The following is an 18,558-nucleotide window of genomic DNA, read 5'->3' on the forward strand; positions in this document are numbered from 1 at the left end:
CTAAGCATTTTCTTGCGATGTTTGCAATCGGACTTCTGCGACGCGTGTTAAAGCTTCCGTCTCATCAATATCGTATATTTTTTTCAAGGCTTTATTGGCACTAAAACGCTTATAGCTCCAATGATAATGCGCAGGATGACGTTTAATTAATTGTTCTAAAGTTTGATGAATAATGAGTGTGCCATCTTCGGCATGACCTGCATAAATCTGAGGGTTGATGGGTTCAATATACATATTAAAACCATCTTGATCATTACGCACAGCATAAATGAAGAGGGCTTTCGCTTTGGTCTTCTGAATAAGTTTGGCGCTGAGACTACTTGATGCTAAGGGAATACCAAAATAATTGACCATTTCACCGCCATGATCAGGGGTATGATCAGGCAAAATTGCGGTTGTTCCGCCTTGCTTTAAGGCTTTAAAGACCTGTCGAACACCACTTTCATCGGTAGGTACGAGATTGGCTTGTTCACGGCTGCGCGCATCCCGTACAAAACGATCAGCATCAGGGTTTTTGACGGGTTTATATAAAATCGTCATCTGAGTGTATTTTGATAACCAAGAATTCATCACTTCCCATGTGCCAAAGTGGGGGATGACTAAAACCAGTCCCTTTTTTTCTGCTAAAGCTTCATGAAAATAATGTTCACCGTGTATGTTGTGAATACGCTGAATATTTTTAGCATTAGATGCTCCCCAAATACTGATAAATTCAAAGTAAGAGGTGATCTCATTCCGAATGGCTTGCTTGGTGAGCTGTTGTCTTTCTGTGTCTGGTAGGTCAGGAAACGCGATTTTTAAGTTTAGTTCTATGATTTTTGAGATCTTAGAGAGTTGGAAAGTATTGACCAACATTGCCACCAAACGTGCAAAAAAACGCCCTAATTGAATCGGTTGGCGACTAATCAGCTTGAGCAAATAATAACGAGAATGGGATGAATTGGGTTGAGTCATGTATCACAGATTCAAAAATTACAAGATAAAAGTATAAGGTAAAAAATAATTATAAGTTAAAACAAGTTAATTAAACAGTTTTGTGTAAATCAGCGTATATAATAAAGTCACTTTAAAATTATTGGATTGGAGTCTTATGTCCGATTGGCCACCAAAACCACAAAACGAATCTACAAATAGTAATTCTCCAAATAGTAACAATGTGACAGGCAAAGAATGGCAGATTTTAGAAAAAGCTGTTTTGGCTTCTGTCGAAGAACAACGCCGTAGTCGCCGTTGGAGTATTTTCTTTAAATGTTTAGGTTTCGCTTATTTGTTAATTGTCTTGATTGCAATGAGTAAGAGTTGTACCACCTCAACAACAAAATCAACCACCAATATCAGTAGTGATCATTTGGCTGTTGTCGATATCATCGGTACGATTGACTCCTCTAGTGGTTCATCTACAGTAAACAGTGATGATACCAATAAAGCGCTTAAGCGTGCATTTGAGGCGAGTGGTAGTAAAGCTGTTGCTTTGAATATTAACTCTCCAGGTGGTTCTCCAGTACAGTCAGATGAAATTTGGCAAGAAATTCGCTATCTGAAAAAGCAACATCCTGATAAAAAAGTCTATGCGGTGATTGGTGATATGGGTGCTTCAGGTGCTTATTATATTGCTTCTGCAGCGGACGAAATTATTGTCAATCCATCAAGCTTAGTTGGTTCGATTGGCGTGATTATGCCGAATTACGGTTTAAGTGGTTTGACCCAAAAACTGGGGATCGAAGACCGCACCATGACCTCGGGTAGCAACAAAGATATTCTCAGTATGACCAAACCGCTTGATCCTGCACAAAAGCAACATGTGCAATCTGTGTTGGATAATGTGCATGGACACTTTATTAATGCAGTAAAAGAAGGGCGTGGTAAGCGTTTGAAATCAAATGATCCTGCCATTTTCTCGGGTTTATTCTGGACGGGTGAACAAGCAATTACTCTGGGTGTTGCAGATCGTAGTGGTAGTTTAACCACATTGATGCGTGATCTTAAGGTAGAGCAAAAAGTTGATTATACGGTACAGCGTAATCCTTTCGAATCTATTTTAGGCCGTATGGGCGCAAAGATCGGTGAGGGAATCAGTAGTTCACTTGTGGATCAGTTGCAAACCAGTCAAAACGCAAAAATACAATAACAATCGACATAAAATCTTTAAATTCAGGGCTGTAAGGGTTTATAGTCCTGAGTTTTTTATAAAATTACTCCTCAGTTCTTCTTCTTGTATTGCGACACGGTTTGAGAGGAAGATAATTTATCGATTAATAAACTTAAAAGACTGTCATGAAACCTATTATTCATTTTGCCCATGCCAATGGTGTTCCATCTAAAGTTTATCAAAAGCTGTTTGATCAATTGAAAGATCAATATGACATTATCTATGTCGCTGAAATTGGAACAGACAAGCGTTATCCAATCACGCATGGTTGGACACATTTGGTTGATCAAGTGATTGATAGCATTGTACAACAAGCTCAAGGGCGGAAAGTGATTGGTTTAGGACACTCTTTGGGTTCAGTCCTGACTTTGATGGCTGCTTACCGTCGTCCAGAGTTATTCTCACAAGTGATTATGCTGGATCCACCATTGATCATTGGTAAAGCTTCATTTGTTTTTCATCTTGCTAAAATCTTTAAACCTAAATTGGTGGATCGGATTACACCTGCGGGTTTGTCGGTACGTCGTCGTGATCATTGGGAGTCTCGTGAGCAAGCGGCAGAGCTGTTGGGATCGAGAGGTTTTTATCAGCATTTTAATGCTGATTGTTTCCAAGCCTATATTGATCATGCATTAAGCAATGATCCTCAGCGCGGTGGAGTGACTTTAACGATTCCAAAAGCGGATGAAGTGGCATTGTTTAGAACCACACCATCAATGTGGTGGTTGCCTATGCCAAAACCGCCTGTTCCTGTGCACTTGGTGGTTGGAAGTGATAGCGTTTTCTTAAAAGAGAAATTCCCGCAAGTGGCTCAAAAGAAATTAGGCATTCCTTTTTCTGTGGTTGATGGCGGGCATATGTTCCCATTGGAGCATCCATTGGAAACGGTCGAAAAGATTAAAAGTCTGATTTAATTATGAGTTTAAGCTGAATCAAGCAAAGATAAAAAACACATCCGAAGATGTGTTTTTTTAGTATCAAAACTGAGCAAATTGAATTGGCTGTTTTAAAGGTTTTTGATTGAAATAAGCTTGACCGTTTTCCCAAGAGAGCTGACCATTACACAACCATTGTACGACTTGAGGATAGATGAAATGCTCAAGTTCATGTACACGTTGCGCTAAGCGTTCTGTTGTATCATTTAAACCGACTTGAATGACGGATTGAGCAATGCTCTGTCCAGCATCAAGTTCCGCTGTTACAAAGTGAACTGTACACCCATGTAAGCGATCACCTGTATTTAACACACGTTGATGTGTGTTAATTCCTTTATAAAAAGGAAGCAGAGAAGGGTGGATATTTAACATCTTGCCTTGCCATTTGCTGACAAAATTAGGCGTTAAAATACGCATAAAGCCTGCAAGAATGACCAAATCCACCTGCCATGCAAGCAGTTGTTGATGCATGGCTTCATCAAAGCCTTCTCGATTTGGAAAGTCTTTGTGAGAAATGACAGCAGTTGCGATATTGGCATCTTTTGCACGATGTAGTGCATAAGCATCCGCTTTGTTGGACAGAACACCAATGATTTTTCCTGAAAATTGATGCCCAGTTTGGGCATCAATCAGGGCTTGTAAGTTGCTACCGTTACCGGAGACAAGTACCGCAATTCTCATTATGCAAAGATCACGCGAATTTTTTCGTCTGCGCCTTCAACTGATTCAGCATTTTCTTGGATATGACCAATTTTCCAAGCTTTTTCGCCTTGAGCATTTAAGATTTGAATTGTTTTTTCTGCTTCGCTCGCATCAACTGCAATTACCATACCTACGCCACAGTTAAAGGTACGATACATTTCAAAGCGTTCTACATTGCCTTCACGTTGTAGCAATTGGAATAACTCAGACCATTCCCAGCTTGATTCATTAATCACGGCTTGAGCGCCATTTGGTAGTACGCGAGGTAAGTTACCTGGTAAACCACCGCCTGTAATATGCGCCATTGCATGAACGTCAACTTGTTTGCAAAGTTCGAGTACTGGTTTAACGTAAATACGTGTAGGTTCCATCGCAACATCTGCAAGTGGACGACCATCAACGATTTGGGTTAAATCAACGTTCTTCACGTCTAAGATTTTACGCAATAATGAGTAGCCGTTTGAGTGAGCGCCGCTTGATGCAACACCGATTAGTACATCACCAGCTTTGACTTTAGTGCCATCAATAATTTTGCTGTGCTCAACTACACCCACTGCAAAACCAGCGAGATCGTAATCTTCGCCTTCATACATACCTGGCATTTCAGCAGTTTCACCGCCAACCAGCGCACAACCAGCCAGTTCACAACCCTTACCAATACCCGTCACTACATCTGCTGCAACGTCGACATTCAAATGACCTGTTGCATAGTAATCAAGGAAGAATAATGGTTCAGCGCCACACACTAGTAGATCATTGACACACATTGCGACAAGATCTTGACCAATTGTATCGTGGCGATTGAGGTTGAGTGCTAAACGTAATTTTGTACCTACACCGTCAGTTCCTGAAACCAATACAGGTTCTTCATAACCTTTTGGAATTTTGCAAAGTGCGCCAAAACCACCTAGACCACCCATGACTTCCGGGCGAGTGGTGCGTTTAGCGACAGATTTGATACGATCGACCAATGCGTCGCCCGCTTCAATATCGACGCCTGCATCTTTGTAGCTTAAGCTTGTGTTTAAGGTAGAGGTTGAGTTGCTCATAATGAAGTCTCCGCATTGGCGGCAGATTATAACCTGAATATACGAAACTCTTATGTTATTTATGCTCGAAAATGCTATCTTTATTAAAAATTATTTCCATTTATAACGATTACATGAACAAAGGTTAAATTTTATGCAAGATCTGGTTCTCCGCCGTATCTTTATCCTCGCTGGGCTCGCATTATTGATTTGGGTGATTTATTTACTCAAACCGATTGTCATTCCTTTCGTCGCTGCTTTTTTTATTGCATATCTATTTAGCCCGCTGGTTGATGTTTTAGTTAAGATTAAATTGCCGCGTTGGCTTGCGATTAGTATTGTGTTTATCGGTATCGGTGTGACTTTAACCGTCGTGTTATGGTTTCTTGTTCCACTTGTTTGGAAGCAATTGATGTATGCGCGGGATAGTATTCCTGCGGGAATTCATTGGATTAATGCAATCTTTTTACCTTGGCTTTCTGAAACTTTTGATTTGGTGCCAATGGAACTTGATACCGACCAAATCTCTAAAGTCGTTATGGAATATGTTCAAACCAATTATAGTTCGGATAGTGTTCAAACATTTGCGTTACGTCTCGCTCAATCTGGTTTGAACTTTATTCAATTGGGCGGGCTTATTGTCCTAATTCCAGTCATTTCTTTCTACTTCTTACTGGATTGGAACAGAATGCTGCAAAGCTTCCGTCGTCTGATTCCACGTCCTTATGAAGCATCAACTTTAACCATTATTCGTGAATGCCACAGCGTATTAGGCGCTTTTGTGAAAGGGCAATTTTTGGTTATGTTGTTGTTAGGGATTATTTATGCAGTTGGATTACAGTTAATTGGTTTAGAAGTCGGTCTAATTATTGGCATGATTGCGGGTTTGGCCAGTATTATTCCTTATTTAGGATTTGCTGTTGGTATTATCGCTGCAGTTATTGCATCGTTATTTCAATTCGGTTTGGATTGGGTGCATCTACTTTTGGTGGGTGGCGTATTCTTGTTTGGTCAAATGGTGGAAGGATACGTACTACAACCCTTTCTATTGGGTGATAAAATTGGTTTATCTCCAGTCGCTGTTGTATTCGCAGTTCTCGCAGGGGCACAACTTGCAGGCTTTCTTGGAATGTTGATTGCGTTACCTGTGGCTGCGGTAATTGTTGTTTTGTTAAGACATGCACGAGATAACTATATAAAAAGTCGCTTGTATGGTTTGCCAACTGAAATAGTAGCTATAGACGGGGGAGCTCAACATATTAGTGTGGAAACTGAGCAGGTCGCACTTGATATTGAAATAAAAAACTCTCAAGATACAGAGACTTCAAACCCTAATGATGGCTCCAAATAAGCGGGGAAAAGATTAAATCTATGCGTCAACTGCAATTGGATATTGAACCACAACTTGATGCCCGAATCAGTGATTTTTCGGGACCAGGTTGGGGACCTATGGTTGATGCAGTGCGGCAATTACATGCAGGTTTAGTTAACCGATTTTATGTTTACGGTGGAGCAGGTACAGGCAAGAGCCATTTATTATCTGCAATTTGTGATTCTTACTTAGAATTGGGCCGCCCAGCCATCAAAGTCTCTTTGTTAGAATTATTGGATGCACCGATTGAGGCAATTACCTCATTAGAGTTTTATGATTTGGTTGCATTAGATGATATTGAGGCGATCAGTGGTGTTCCTCATTGGCAAAAAGCTGTGTTTCATTTGATGAATAACCATGAAGGGCAACTGGTATTTTCTTCACGATCAGCCCCGATAGAATTGCGGTTGGAACTCCCTGACTTGCAATCTAGATTGACTCAAGCTGTCAGCGTTAAAGTTCCAAGCGGAAGTTCATTTATAGATCGACAAGCATTGTTGCAATCGGTGATGACGCGACGAGGAATTCATTTTGATCAACAAATTGTGGATTACTTATTGCAAAATGGGCCACATCAAGCTTCGATCTTGTTACAGACGCTCGCGCAGCTTGAAAAAATGTTAAAAGGCGAAAGAACCAAACTCTCTAATACCACCATCAAGCAGATTTACGCATTAATAGACGAATATCGCCAATAGCATAAACTACTTGAGTAATTACGAGAGCTATGACAAAGTACGCACAAAGGATGTGATTGCGAAATTTGGATTTTGCAATATCAAGAAAAATGAAAAATAGAAGGAGAACGGTATGTTCAAGCGGACGCTTGCCTGTGCTTTATTTGCGATTACTGGACATGTATATGCTGCAGATATTCAAGTTACAACATTAGTTGATGAAGACAAGGATAATGCCGTTTGCTCATTGCGTGAAGCTGTATTTTTTTTAAATAATCGAACTAAACCAGAATATGAAAATGGCTACAAAGGATGTGGCAATAAGGATTCTAGCTCAACTATTCTTTTAAAACGCGATCAAGAATATAAGCTGAATTCAGCGCTTAGCATCAAAGCGCCAATGACAATAAAAAGTGAAGCAAGTGATATATTTAATGATCAAAAACTGGGCTTGAATAACGCTACGATTAGCATCAACGGACAAGATCGTTTATTTTTAATTGATGACGGTAGTGTTGAAGATACCTTGATCATTGTTCACTTCAAAGAGCTTAATTTAAAGGGTTCTCCTACACGACTCAATAATAATGGTGGTTTGATTCTGAATCGAGAAGATTTAAGAATCGAGTACTCGCGTTTAACAGATGGAAATGCGAATAAAGGTGGAGCGATTTATAATGCTGGCATATTCTCTGATACACAAAAAACTGCGGGTAAAGTAACGATTTTTAGTAGTATATTGAAAAATAATAAAGCAGATCAAGGTGCTGTAATTTATAGTGAAATGCCACGATATTTAATTTCTCATTCAGTCATTCGTGACAATCAAGGGGTTGCAGGTACGGATGGGGCGTTACTGTATGTTCAAACAGGATTTAGCGATGAAACAATTGGTAACTCGTTGGGTAATCGAGATTCAGGTATAAGAAATAGTACAATTTTTCATAATAAAGGTGGGTTTGTCGCCAATATCCGTGAAGGTATGTTTTTAAATAACTTAACGATGATTAAGAATGCTGCAGGATTGTATTTACAATCATTAAATCGGAAAGTAACGACGACGACTACTGAGAATGGGGAAACTAAAGAAAAGGTTGATGAATATCCAAGTGCTTATATTTCCAATAGTATCATTGCTGCAAATGGCAGTGAAAACTGCAGGGTTAAGTCAGATGATACCACTGTTGTGCAAAGTAATTTAACAACAGTTGAATGTGATCAAAATCCAGCAGATCGGTTACCTAACTTCATGATCGAGGATAATAAGCTGATTGCGGGAGCAGATGACGAAGGTATTTGTGATGCGCCGCCTGCCGATGGATTACTGTGTCCATATAAGATCCCTAAGGATCAAATGTTAGGTTTCTTTAAACCGCGCTTATTGGCTTCTTATAATCAATTGTCTGATTCAATTATTGTGAATAAAGGACGTATCTATAGTGATGGTACAAGTTTCAGTTTAGCGAGTTGTGAGAGATCAGATCAACGTGGAATTAACCGTACTGGTTATAATGAGTTGTGTGATTTAGGTGCGATTGAACTGGTGGTTGATCGTAGTAATATTCCAATTGCTGGGCAGGATATTTTCTTTAACGAAATTGCAAAATTTAATATTTCTGAAAGTTTAGTGGATGGAGAGCTACTTGATCCAGCAACTTGTGAGAAAGTACTAGGTAAGCGTTCAGATGGACAAGCCTGGCAATATGGTTGCTTGCAAATCATCCAAAATCAAACGCCATCAAAGGGAACACTGACTTTGGATCAAGATGGAAATGTAACTTATGTGCCTCATAGTAATTGGCATGGTGCAGATATATTCAAGCTGCGAATTATGACGACAACGACGCGTTTTAATGATGTGACAAGTAATTACATTGAAATTCCGACCACCATTGTGCAAGATCCAAAAAATAATTTTAAAAGTAAAACCGTAAAGGTGAGTGGTGGTGGTATCGGATTTGGAGCAATTCTGATGCTGGTTGGTTTAATTGGATTACGCCGTTTTAAGTCATAATCAAGGATGATGAGATGAAAAATTATAACAAAGCGTTTTTAGCGACTGTAATATTGGCTTCAATGCCGTTGATCGCTGCAACAAATGATGGACCAATTAAAGTCACCACTTTTGTAGATGAAGATGGCGAGAATCTCAAGGCATGTTCACTCCGCGAGGCCTTGGAAACAGCCAAGCGACGTACCTCTTATGGTGGTTGTAAGGTCACAGATACTGCATCTAGTACGCAAAAGACCATTCAGTTAGAGGCTGGAGTTTATACCCTAAAAAGTGAGCTTACGCCGCAAGTCAGTGTTGCTATTTTTGGTGAAAGTCCTGTTGATTGGGACGAGAAAAATATTTTACTCAATGATGTAATCAACCAATATCCAGCTCAACTCCCATTGAGAACCACCATAAAAGCTGAGAATTCACGTATTTTTAATACCACGCTGGGTAAACAGGGGTTAGTACTCAACAATGTTATTTTAACAGGTGGGCGCACTACTGATCGTGGTGGGGCTATTTATGCTGGTGAAAATGTCTCTCTAAATAGTACTCAAGTTTTAAATTCACATGCTGATATCGCGGGTGGAGCGATTTACCTTGCAGGGAGTACCAGTGGTTTAACGATCTCTAAAAGTCTTATTCAAGGCAATCAGGCACCGATCGGAAGTGTGCTGGCGATGCATGATAAGAATGATTTGGGTTATACCAAGCGTGATATTACGATTAAATCGAGTAGTCTTGTTGAAAATGGCTCAACCACCTCCAAGAGTATGTTTGAATTTGTTGGGGAGCCAACTGTTGTATTAGAGTCAAATACCATTGCTAAAAATAAAGCTGACTCAACGCGTGGCAATCTAATTAAATTTACGGGTGATACTGAAGCTGGAACGGTCGGAAGTAATAGTTCTAGTGTTTTAAGTAGTTTGAGTCGATTGACTTTAGAAAATAATACCATTGTTGAAAATAGTGCATTTACGACATTTTTATACGATAAAATCGGACTTAAACGCATCACCTTTAATGTGTTAGCTTATAATGGTGGTACTGGCACTTATGCTTGCCGTTATTTGTTGGGTGATGCTAAAGAGCAAAAAAATGTGGGGCTGCTTTTTGGATATAACGCCTTTGTTGGAGAAAAAACAGGTACAAACTATTGTGATTTGCCAGAAGAAGTTTTCGATAAGAATGAAACGAATATTGATGTCACTGGACAGCCGATAACCACATACTTAATTGGATTGGTACCTGCTTCAGCATATACTGCATTTCTACCGCTGTACTATCCAGTTGATAACAATAGAAATAAACCAGAAAATGAGACTAGAATCAAGGATCTCATTGATACTGGGGTTACAGATTGTAGTACGATTGATCAGCGTGGTTTAACTCGAGTTACAGATGGTGCTTTACATTTTGATCCAGCGGCTAGGAATACCTGTGATATCGGTTCTGTGGAGTTAATGCGATTAACAGCAGGTGACATCAAAGATCTGTCGAATAGTTCACTCAGCAGTATGATAAATAACTATCAAGGGAGTTATGATTTATTTGAAGATTTGGTTAAAAAACCAAATAATGCAGAATTTTTAACCTATTATAAGTTTCGTTTGGCGCAATACAAAAAGGTATTGGATGTTTTTTCAGATGATAAAACAAGAAAAAATGCCCTTAAGTATCGAGCAATTTATGTGGACCTACGCAGCCACAAGTTGCCATTACCTGAAGAGATTGTTACATCTGATGGAAAAACACGTGCGTTACAATTCTTTAGTACTGAACATTATGATATTGATGTTAAGGCATTAGGGAAAGGGCAGATTGATGATGTGATTGATGAGAATAAGATTCCAGAAGATGATAAATTTGTCTGTAAGTGGAATGCTGATCTAGAACAGATTATGATTTATCGTACTGATGATGAAATAACTCAAGCAGGTGATAAGTATTATTGTAAATATACCATTACATCTAAAGCTGATCATAGAATTACCTCAACAGGCTTGCTACAAGCGGCATTTGATAATATTGCACCCGTAGTAAAAAATACATCGGTAACATTAAGATATAAGAAAAATGAAACTGCTACACTAAATTTGCTTGATTTTGCAAATGATGATGGCGATACAGGTAAAAATGGTTTTGGTCCTGAATTGGTGCCAAATAAACCATCTTTTTGGCGTAATGCTGAAGGGGTTGAGTTGCCAATTCGTTTATCCAATGTGTCGAGTAATCTGATCATTACCGCTGACCGTCAAGGCAAATGTCCTGAGCCAGATCAACAAGAAACATGTTATGGTGGAAATATTTATATCAAAGAAGCCAATACGTTTAACCCATTTAACTTCTCATTTAACTATCAAGTTTATGATGCTGATAAGACGCCAGCAATTTCAAATATTGGAACTGTGAACGTCATCAGTACAGCGACTACCACGGATGACTCGCGTAAAGCTAGTCATGGCGGAGGCGGTAGTACAGGTATCCTTTCTTTATTTGGTTTGTTGGGTTTACTCACTTATCGTCGTTTAAGAAAATAAATTAAGACCAAAAAATAGCGCCTATCGATGGCGCTATTTTTTGGAATTGATTTTATATTCTGTTGATTGGCACTATATTCATTAATATTCAGCGTATTTGGCTAGATATTCTTCTCTGATGTTAACACGTTCTTCTAAGCTGGCGTTTTGCATACGTTTACGTAATGTACTACGCTCTTGTGTACTCATCTTTTGCCATACATCACGCATTTTTTGTTTTTCGTCATCAGGCAATTGTGTAAACCATTCCATCCGTTGTTGCAGTTGCGAACTTTGATCGGTTGGAATTTCTTTTAAGGTTTGATAGCGCTGAATAAGAACTCTTTGTTCTTCTGGGGATAAATCATCCCACGCTTCTTCAGTCGTTGCTTTGATTGGCTTTGAAAATGGCCAAAAACGTTCCGAACCAGCAAAACTGGTTTGTAATAAACTTAATGTACACACAACAAGTGCTAATCGTTTAGCTGCCATGTCTGACCTTATCCTCACCCAAGACCATTAACATTTCCATGTCTTCTACCATTTGTGGTGAAAGTTTTGGATTGATAACAACTTGATTTTGTGGTTTGTCTGTCAATTGCAATGAGTTAGGTAAAACCACTATTCCCGTAATGGCTGCGGCTAATGCAAAGCCACCCATTTTCCAAATACTATAGTAGGACGTTGATTTTTTTTGAACCTTATCCAAAACCTGATTCATCACTAATATTTTATTGTGATGTTGTGCTTTCTCAAGCTGATCAAGTTTGGAAGTCACTTGTTTGGTGAACTCATCTTTATTATTCATCTGATGATCCTCCCGTGTGTGGATTTAAATGCGCTAACGTAACTTTAAGCCCTTGAATCGCACGGTGGTAATGTGTTTTGACACTGCCTTCGCTGCAATCCATAATCTGGGCTGTGGTCATCGTATCGAAACCTTCCCAGGCTCTTAGCATAAATGCTTGTTGTTGACGAACAGGGAGTTGATGAATCGCGTTTTGAATCTCTTCCATCGTGACTGCTTGATTCAGAAATTCGAATGGGTTTGGTGTGGACTCATCTACGATATCAATAACTTCTTCATCGTCATCTAAATTCATTTTTTTAAATAAAGAAAATGGATTTGCGCGACGTGCTTCTTTGCGTCTCCAATCTTGTAATTTGTTATTTAAAATCGTATAGAACAGTGGATACCATTCTTCAGTATTTTTTTCGGCATAGGACTTATGTAAAGAGATAAACGCTTCTTGTACTAAATCCATGGCAATGCCTTGTTGGCCTTGGGTTGCACTTTCCATCATGACCAACGCACGACCTGTCACGTCTTGCATAAAAAAACGAAGACGTTGTTCAACAGTACTACAATCAGTACTGTCGTCAGTTCGAGCCTGTTTCGGTGCTAAATCCATAGAGATGGAAAATCCTGTCATGGATACCCACCATTATTCTCAATTCATTAATCATATAACGTTGAAAATGGCAGGTGCGTTGACAACTGAAGCAATTATTTTTGTAGTGTAATTGATTTCAGCATCAAAAAAATCGGCTTTAATGTAATTTAACGTTTTATTGGCGCTGACGAACCATTTCAAAAAAACAGATTGAACCTGCGATAGCAACATTCAAAGATTCTTGTCCACCGGGTTGAGGAATCGCGACAGCTTGGGCATGTTCTAAAGCGTAGTCACTGGCACCTTGTCCTTCATTGCCTAAAATCCAAACACAGGCTTGGGTTAAATCTTGTGAGTATAAGCTTGTGGAGCGATGTGAACTGGTGACAAAAACAGGGATTTCAAATTGTGAAAGAATGTCATTCAGTTGAATATTTTCAAAACAACTTAAACTAAAGTGTGCACCCATGCCTGCACGTAAGACACGTGGTGACCAGAGTGATGCTGAGCCTTGAGTACAGATAATTTGTTGGATGTTGGCTGCTGCGGCTGAACGTAAAAGTGTTCCGACATTGCCTGGATCTTGGACATTTTCAAGAATGAGCGTGTCTTTACTAAAGTCAATATCTTGTGAATTTTGAGGTATATCAATAATCGCTAAACAAGGCAGCGTCGTTTCTAAAATACTCAAATCTTTGTATAACGACTCGCTGATAACAAAGACATGACCAGGATATTGTTCAATGATTTTCTCTAAATCGGGGTGTTCTAATGCTTTTTCAGTGGTAAATAAAGACGCGATTTTGTTTTGTTGTTGCAACCATGCAAGACAAAGATGGATGCCTTCTAGAACGGTTTGCTGATTTTTTTTTCGAGCACTATTGAGTTCGATCAGCCCACGCAAATGTTTGATTTTTGCATTGTCTTTTGATTCTAGAAAAATAAGTGACATAAAATAAACATCCAAAAGGGCAGTATAAATTGATTATAATGCCCTGATAATTAAAAGTAATTAATGATAACTTGTGACGCGTTCAACTTCATTTTTTGAACCAATAATCACGGGTACACGTTGGTGTAATTCCGTTGGTTGAATTTCCATAATACGAACACGCCCTGTTGTTGATGCACCGCCAGCTTGTTCAATCAACATGCTCATCGGGTTTGCCTCATACATTAAGCGTAAACGGCCCGCTTTTTTCGGGTCTTTTAAATCGTAAGGGTAGAGGAAGATACCGCCACGACATAAAATACGATGGATATCGCCCACCATACATGCAACCCAACGCATATTGAAGTCTTTTTCACGGACTGAGGTTTTCCCAGCGAGAAGTTCATCAATATAACGTTTTACAGGGTTTTCCCAATGACGTTGGTTGGATGCATTAATTGCAAATTCTTGAGTATCTGCTGGAACTTGAACTTGTTCAGTCGTTAACAAGAATGTTTGAGTTGTTGGATCAAATGTAAAGAATGCGACTCCAGCACCCACAGTAAGTGCTAACATCGTTGATGGGCCATAGAGTACATAACCTGCAGCAACTTGTTCGGTACCTGCTTGCATAAAGTCAACAGATTGAGTCACTGCATTTTTAGCAGGTAAGATAGAGAAAATTGTACCGACACACATATTAATGTCGATGTTGCTTGAACCATCTAAAGGATCAAATAAAACAAGATATTTTCCATTTTCTTGGGCAGGGGTGAAATCGTCTAATTCTTCAGATGCTAGACCGCCGACCTGAGGGTGAACTTTTAAAGCATCAATTAAATAATCATTAGAGATCACGTCTAGTTTTTTTTGTGTTTCACCTTGAACATTTTCGTTGCCAGCACTACCTAGAATTCCAGCTAAAGCGCCTTTTTGAAGTGCTAGATCAATGGTCTGACATGTCGCTGCAATTGTTTCGATGACTTGTGCCAACTCTGGAGTCAAATTCCCATTTTGTTGTTCTAGGTATTGGGTCAAGCTGAGGTTTGACATATTAAATAGCTCCGATTTAGCAGCGTCAAAATAGATGAAAATGAATGTGGCTATTCTAGATGAGAACGCTCAAAAATAAAAATTATCTTACTTTATTTATGTTGCTTTTATGATTACAAGCATGCCATTACATGCTATGTTGGACGGATAATAGACAGGATGTTTGGAGATTAAAATGTCAACCAAAAATTTTGAAGCGACACCGACCGATAGCGAAGCAATCAGCTTAGAGAAAATTTCTAAAGAAAGTGTCAAGGATGCTTGGAAAGCTTACGAAGCTAAACCTGAATATAAGGAATTTAATAAGCATGATTTGATTGAGTCAATGCAACCAGTGGAAACAGACGATACTCAATCACAAACATAAAAAATGCTCACATGATGTGAGCATTTTTTATTGCAATGTGTTTATTTCAATAATGGTGGAACTGCTTCATAGTTAATTTCTACACGGCGGTTTTCTTTCCATGCAGCTTCGTTATGACCTGCATTGACTGGTGCTTCTTTACCATAACTTACAGCTTCAAGTTGCTGTGGGCTTACACCATTGGTGACCAAAAAGCTTTCAACTGCTTTGGCACGACGTTCACCTAGTGCCATGTTGTATTCACGTGTACCACGCTCATCCGTATGTCCAGTAAGTGCAACACGTGAGTTTGCATTGGCGATTAGAAATTGAGCATGCGCTTGTAGTGTTTGGTAATCTTCATTTGATAGATCACTACTATCAAAACCAAAATGTACAACACGTTTAGCTAAGAATGCTTTGTTGGCAGCGGTTACGCCTTTAGATGATGCACCCGCTAAGTTTTGAGCGTTTAATGCGGCATCTTCACTTAAACCTTCAGTACTGACAGTCGTACCAGTAGGTGTGTTTCCAGCAGTAATGTCAGTCGCTGGTTTACGACTTGCACAGCCAGTAAATACAAGCGTTGCTGCAATGAGGGGAAGGGTTAGATATTTCATATTCATGTGATTCTCCAATAGATCCGATTTCTTCAATAGATTAAAGTTATTTTGGTGCCCAAGCGGGTTCACGGACTTCACCTTGCTCGCTTGGTAAATTCATACGGAAACGACCATCAGTAGACATGATCGACAATAAACCTCGATTGCCCTCACGGGTCGCATAAACAACCATTTGACCATTCGGTGAGAAGCTTGGTGATTCATCTAAACTGGTTGGGGTTAAAATATTGGTGATGCCTGTATTAATATCTTGAAGGGCAACTTTATAATTGCTACCGCTAGGGCGATGTACTAAAGCAATCTTTTTACCATCGGCACTTAGTGTACCACGCGCATTGAAAGCGCCTCTGAATGTCAAACGTCTAACAGAATTATCAGCAAAGGTGTAGCGATAAATCTGTGGAGAACCACCACGATCAGAGGTGAAAATAAATGATTTACCATCTGGTGCATAGCGTGCTTCAGTATCAATCGCAGTATCGTTAGTCATACGTTGTACTTGGCGTGTATTCAGATTCATTTGATAGATTTCTGGATTGCCATGCATTGATGCGGTGAAGAGCATAGATCGACCATCTGGAGAGAAGCTTGGTGCCCCATTTAGTCCTCTAAAACTTGCTAAGACTTCACGTTGGCCTGTCGCTAAATCTTGAAGATAAATCGCAGGACGTTTGGTTTCAAATGAAACATAAGCAATTTTTTTAGCGTCAGGTGTCCATGTTGGGGAAAGTATTGGATCACGTGATGCCAATACTGTTTTCGGTTGCTCACCATCGGTATCTGCAACTTGCAATGTGTAGCGTTGAGCAGGAGTTGCTTGGTTACGCAATACATAGGCGATGCGCCCACTAAAATCTCCAGCAATGCCCGTCAAGGCTTGATAGATTGCATCACTGATCATGTGTCCAGCTTGGCGAACACGTCCCGCAGGTACTGTTAAAACTTCATTTAGTAAGTATTGTTGCTTTTGGACATCGTAGAGTTGATAGTGAATTTCAAAGGTATTGGCATTAATGGCTTTACTTTGACCAACAACAACGTATGGAACGCCAGCATTTTGCCAATCACCAGCTTGAATCTGATTCATACTTGCTGTTGCAGGCAGATTTTTTGAGGCGCTGGTAAAGCGACCAGAACGGTTTAAATCATTTTCAACAATCGGGTAGATCGCAGAGTCATTTGTAAATGGCACGATTGCGATTTTAGGTGCTTTTTCGGGTGCTTTTGCAATTTCTAGGTGAAGTTGAGCAAAAGCTGTTACCGGAATAGCGGCACTAATCGCAGTGAAAACTGCGATGGCGATGAGATGCTTACGAGTCTTTTCCATATTTAAAATTACTTGCTTTCGTGTTTTTGTGGCTGTTGATTATTTAACATAGTTACATGCTTTGTGCTATTAAAAGCATGTAACGTTAACTATTTATTACTATTTCGCTGTGAAACTCGAAGTAAAGCTTCTTGCTTCTCGACGTGCATCAGGATCTTCTGGCATTGGGTAGGGTGCAGCAGATCTTACAGCGGCTTCTACACTTGCTTTTACGTCAGGGTCACTTGCATTAACAATGACAGATAAAACGGCACCACTATCACTGAGTGTTACACGAGCTGTAGCTTTTTGTCCTGACGACCCTGTTGGTAAGTTCCAAGCACGCTCAATTTTGTTGGTGAAATCTCGCTTAGCTGTTGAAGCAATACGTCTAGATTCAGCTTTTTTCTGTGCGGCTTCTTGTTCAGCCTGTTTTGCAGCAGCAGCTTTCGCGTCTGCATCAGCTTTTGCTTTAGCATCTGCGTCAGCTTTACGTTTCGCATCTGCATCTGCTTTCGCCTTAGCGTCTGCATCAGCTTTTGCTTTAGCATCTGCGTCGGCCTTGCGTTTCGCGTCTGCATCAGCTTTTGCTTTAGCATCTGCGTCGGCCTTGCGTTTCGCATCTGCATCAGCTTTTGCCTTAGCATCAGCGTCGGCTTTGCGTTTCGCATCTGCATCAGCTTTGCGTTTCGCATCTGCGTCAGCTTTTGCCTTAGCGTCTGCATCGGCCTTACGTTTAGCATCTGCGTCAGCTTTTGCCTTAGCGTCTGCATCAGCTCTGCGTTTCGCGTCTGCATCAGCTTTACGTTTAGCATCTGCGTCGGCTTTTGCCTTAGCATCTGCATCAGCTCTGCGTTTCGCATCTGCGTCAGCTTTTGCCTTAGCATCTGCGTCAGCTTTGCGTTTTGCATCTGCGTCAGCTCTGCGTTTTGCATCTGCGTCAGCTCTGCGTTTTGCATCTGCGTCAGCTTTGCGTTTCGCCTCAGCGTCGGCTCTGCGTTTTGCATCAGCCTCAGCTTTTGCCTTAGCGTCTGCGTCGGCCTTACGTTTCGCATCTGTGTCAGCTCTGCGTTTCGCGTCTGCCTCAGCTTTTGCCTTAGCATCAGCTTCGGCTTTACGTTTAGCGTCGGCATCGGCTTGTTTGGCTTTACTTGCTTCATCAGCCTGACGTTTTTGCTCTGCTAATTTTTCTTGTTGCGCTTGTTCAGCTTTTTGCTTTTCAGCAGCAAGCTGTTGTTCAGTCGGTTGTGATGGTGTTGCAGGTAAATTTTGTGGCAATGTATCGTCGACAATAGGCGCTTGAATTTCTTCAGCTTGGTTCTCGGCTGTTGTTTCAGAGTCTATTTGTTTTGGTAGGTCTTCGGGTTTTACCAAAGTAGTCGTCAACTTTTTAGGTTGCTCAAGTGGTTTGCTCATACCCAAATACAATAAGCCAACAATAGCCACGACATGAACACCGAGTGTAAAACCCAGTGCAATCGCATTTTGTTTTTGTTGATAAGGTGGCTTTTGAAATTTTTTCAT

General features: G+C 40.1%; 18 protein-coding genes. 7 read left to right on the plus strand and 11 right to left on the minus strand.

The window, feature by feature from the left end; all coding sequences use genetic code 11:
- Positions 1-954 carry a lysophospholipid acyltransferase family protein gene (locus MMO38_RS06785; protein ID WP_241323033.1) on the minus strand — a complete coding sequence of 318 codons (954 nt, stop codon included), beginning with the start codon at positions 952-954 and terminating at the stop codon, positions 1-3.
- Positions 955-1,090: 136 nt separating this feature from the next.
- Here MMO38_RS06785 and sppA point away from each other — a divergent pair, with 136 nt between their 5' ends.
- Both sppA and MMO38_RS06795 read left to right on the plus strand, forming a co-directional pair.
- Positions 1,091-2,128, plus strand: coding sequence for a signal peptide peptidase SppA (gene sppA, locus MMO38_RS06790; RefSeq protein ID WP_241323034.1), 1,038 nt, complete (start codon positions 1,091-1,093; stop codon positions 2,126-2,128).
- A 146-nt stretch (positions 2,129-2,274) separates the two neighbouring features.
- Positions 2,275-3,063, plus strand: coding sequence for an alpha/beta hydrolase (locus MMO38_RS06795; protein ID WP_241323035.1), 789 nt, complete (start codon positions 2,275-2,277; stop codon positions 3,061-3,063).
- 63 nt (positions 3,064-3,126) lie between these two features.
- Here the strand turns inward: MMO38_RS06795 and purN are convergent, their stop codons facing one another.
- Positions 3,127-3,768, minus strand: a complete 642-nt coding sequence (purN, locus tag MMO38_RS06800; RefSeq protein ID WP_241323081.1) for a phosphoribosylglycinamide formyltransferase — start codon at positions 3,766-3,768, stop codon at positions 3,127-3,129.
- Positions 3,765-4,835, minus strand: coding sequence for a phosphoribosylformylglycinamidine cyclo-ligase (purM, locus tag MMO38_RS06805; RefSeq protein WP_241323036.1), 1,071 nt, complete (start codon positions 4,833-4,835; stop codon positions 3,765-3,767). The genes purN and purM overlap by 4 nt, the downstream gene beginning before the upstream one ends.
- A gap of 133 nt (positions 4,836-4,968) precedes the next feature.
- On the opposite strand from purM, the gene cxpE reads away from it, so the two are divergent.
- The 4 genes from cxpE to MMO38_RS06825 all read left to right on the plus strand — a co-directional run bounded on the left by cxpE (position 4,969) and on the right by MMO38_RS06825 (position 11,402).
- Positions 4,969-6,165 (plus strand): chloramphenicol efflux transporter CxpE, encoded by a 1,197-nt coding sequence (gene cxpE, locus MMO38_RS06810; RefSeq protein WP_241323037.1) that lies wholly within the window; start codon positions 4,969-4,971, stop codon positions 6,163-6,165.
- A gap of 20 nt (positions 6,166-6,185) precedes the next feature.
- Positions 6,186-6,884: a DnaA/Hda family protein gene (locus MMO38_RS06815; protein ID WP_005195758.1), complete on the plus strand. Its 699-nt coding sequence runs from the start codon at positions 6,186-6,188 to the stop codon at positions 6,882-6,884.
- A gap of 112 nt (positions 6,885-6,996) precedes the next feature.
- Positions 6,997-8,877, plus strand: a complete 1,881-nt coding sequence (gene rbtA / locus MMO38_RS06820) for a rhombotarget A (RefSeq protein WP_241323038.1) — start codon at positions 6,997-6,999, stop codon at positions 8,875-8,877.
- A gap of 14 nt (positions 8,878-8,891) precedes the next feature.
- Positions 8,892-11,402, plus strand: coding sequence for a CSLREA domain-containing protein (locus MMO38_RS06825; protein WP_241323039.1), 2,511 nt, complete (start codon positions 8,892-8,894; stop codon positions 11,400-11,402).
- 81 nt (positions 11,403-11,483) lie between these two features.
- Here the strand turns inward: MMO38_RS06825 and MMO38_RS06830 are convergent, their stop codons facing one another.
- The 5 genes from MMO38_RS06830 to MMO38_RS06850 all read right to left on the minus strand — a co-directional run bounded on the left by MMO38_RS06830 (position 11,484) and on the right by MMO38_RS06850 (position 14,759).
- The gene (locus MMO38_RS06830; RefSeq protein WP_241323040.1) at positions 11,484-11,873 is read right to left on the minus strand and encodes a DUF3106 domain-containing protein; all 390 of its coding nucleotides are present in this window, start codon (positions 11,871-11,873) and stop codon (positions 11,484-11,486) included.
- Positions 11,863-12,189: a hypothetical protein gene (locus tag MMO38_RS06835; protein ID WP_241323041.1), complete on the minus strand. Its 327-nt coding sequence runs from the start codon at positions 12,187-12,189 to the stop codon at positions 11,863-11,865. Before MMO38_RS06835 ends, MMO38_RS06830 begins: the two co-directional genes overlap by 11 nt.
- Positions 12,182-12,793: an RNA polymerase sigma factor gene (locus MMO38_RS06840; RefSeq protein ID WP_241323082.1), complete on the minus strand. Its 612-nt coding sequence runs from the start codon at positions 12,791-12,793 to the stop codon at positions 12,182-12,184. Before MMO38_RS06840 ends, MMO38_RS06835 begins: the two co-directional genes overlap by 8 nt.
- A 157-nt stretch (positions 12,794-12,950) precedes the next feature.
- The gene (locus tag MMO38_RS06845; RefSeq protein WP_241323042.1) at positions 12,951-13,727 is read right to left on the minus strand and encodes an RNA methyltransferase; all 777 of its coding nucleotides are present in this window, start codon (positions 13,725-13,727) and stop codon (positions 12,951-12,953) included.
- A gap of 60 nt (positions 13,728-13,787) precedes the next feature.
- A complete protein-coding gene (locus MMO38_RS06850; RefSeq protein ID WP_005195769.1) occupies positions 13,788-14,759 on the minus strand; it encodes a class 1 fructose-bisphosphatase in 972 nt (323 codons plus the stop codon).
- A gap of 175 nt (positions 14,760-14,934) precedes the next feature.
- On the opposite strand from MMO38_RS06850, the gene MMO38_RS06855 reads away from it, so the two are divergent.
- Complete coding sequence (locus tag MMO38_RS06855) at positions 14,935-15,126, plus strand: NF038105 family protein (RefSeq protein ID WP_005195770.1); 192 nt, start codon at positions 14,935-14,937, stop codon at positions 15,124-15,126.
- Positions 15,127-15,167: 41 nt separating this feature from the next.
- Here MMO38_RS06855 and pal read toward each other — a convergent pair whose 3' ends face one another.
- From pal to tolA, 3 genes are all read right to left on the minus strand, one after another.
- The gene (gene pal / locus MMO38_RS06860) at positions 15,168-15,731 is read right to left on the minus strand and encodes a peptidoglycan-associated lipoprotein Pal (protein ID WP_005195772.1); all 564 of its coding nucleotides are present in this window, start codon (positions 15,729-15,731) and stop codon (positions 15,168-15,170) included.
- A gap of 40 nt (positions 15,732-15,771) precedes the next feature.
- Positions 15,772-17,055, minus strand: a complete 1,284-nt coding sequence (tolB, locus tag MMO38_RS06865) for a Tol-Pal system beta propeller repeat protein TolB (protein ID WP_004668921.1) — start codon at positions 17,053-17,055, stop codon at positions 15,772-15,774.
- Between the two features lie 99 nt (positions 17,056-17,154).
- A complete protein-coding gene (tolA, locus tag MMO38_RS06870; protein ID WP_241323043.1) occupies positions 17,155-18,558 on the minus strand; it encodes a cell envelope integrity protein TolA in 1,404 nt (467 codons plus the stop codon).

This window comes from Acinetobacter sp. NIPH 1852, assembly GCF_022549455.1.
GTDB lineage: Bacteria > Pseudomonadota > Gammaproteobacteria > Pseudomonadales > Moraxellaceae > Acinetobacter.

Bases quoted from the DNA above. Each gene is read 5' to 3' on its own strand.
- sppA (WP_241323034.1), top strand. From the start codon at position 1,091: ATGTCCGATTGGCCACCAAAACCACAAAACGAATCTACAAATAGTAAT.
- MMO38_RS06825 (WP_241323039.1), top strand. From the start codon at position 8,892: ATGAAAAATTATAACAAAGCGTTTTTAGCGACTGTAATATTGGCTTCA.
- pal (WP_005195772.1), bottom strand. From the start codon at position 15,731: ATGAATATGAAATATCTAACCCTTCCCCTCATTGCAGCAACGCTTGTA.
- MMO38_RS06815 (WP_005195758.1), top strand. From the start codon at position 6,186: ATGCGTCAACTGCAATTGGATATTGAACCACAACTTGATGCCCGAATC.
- MMO38_RS06845 (WP_241323042.1), bottom strand. From the start codon at position 13,727: ATGTCACTTATTTTTCTAGAATCAAAAGACAATGCAAAAATCAAACAT.
- cxpE (WP_241323037.1), top strand. From the start codon at position 4,969: ATGCAAGATCTGGTTCTCCGCCGTATCTTTATCCTCGCTGGGCTCGCA.
- tolB (WP_004668921.1), bottom strand. From the start codon at position 17,055: ATGGAAAAGACTCGTAAGCATCTCATCGCCATCGCAGTTTTCACTGCG.
- MMO38_RS06785 (WP_241323033.1), bottom strand. From the start codon at position 954: ATGACTCAACCCAATTCATCCCATTCTCGTTATTATTTGCTCAAGCTG.
- MMO38_RS06830 (WP_241323040.1), bottom strand. From the start codon at position 11,873: ATGGCAGCTAAACGATTAGCACTTGTTGTGTGTACATTAAGTTTATTA.
- MMO38_RS06840 (WP_241323082.1), bottom strand. From the start codon at position 12,793: ATGGATTTAGCACCGAAACAGGCTCGAACTGACGACAGTACTGATTGT.
- MMO38_RS06855 (WP_005195770.1), top strand. From the start codon at position 14,935: ATGTCAACCAAAAATTTTGAAGCGACACCGACCGATAGCGAAGCAATC.
- tolA (WP_241323043.1), bottom strand. From the start codon at position 18,558: ATGAAAAAATTTCAAAAGCCACCTTATCAACAAAAACAAAATGCGATT.
- MMO38_RS06795 (WP_241323035.1), top strand. From the start codon at position 2,275: ATGAAACCTATTATTCATTTTGCCCATGCCAATGGTGTTCCATCTAAA.
- MMO38_RS06835 (WP_241323041.1), bottom strand. From the start codon at position 12,189: ATGAATAATAAAGATGAGTTCACCAAACAAGTGACTTCCAAACTTGAT.
- MMO38_RS06850 (WP_005195769.1), bottom strand. From the start codon at position 14,759: ATGTCAAACCTCAGCTTGACCCAATACCTAGAACAACAAAATGGGAAT.
- rbtA (WP_241323038.1), top strand. From the start codon at position 6,997: ATGTTCAAGCGGACGCTTGCCTGTGCTTTATTTGCGATTACTGGACAT.
- purM (WP_241323036.1), bottom strand. From the start codon at position 4,835: ATGAGCAACTCAACCTCTACCTTAAACACAAGCTTAAGCTACAAAGAT.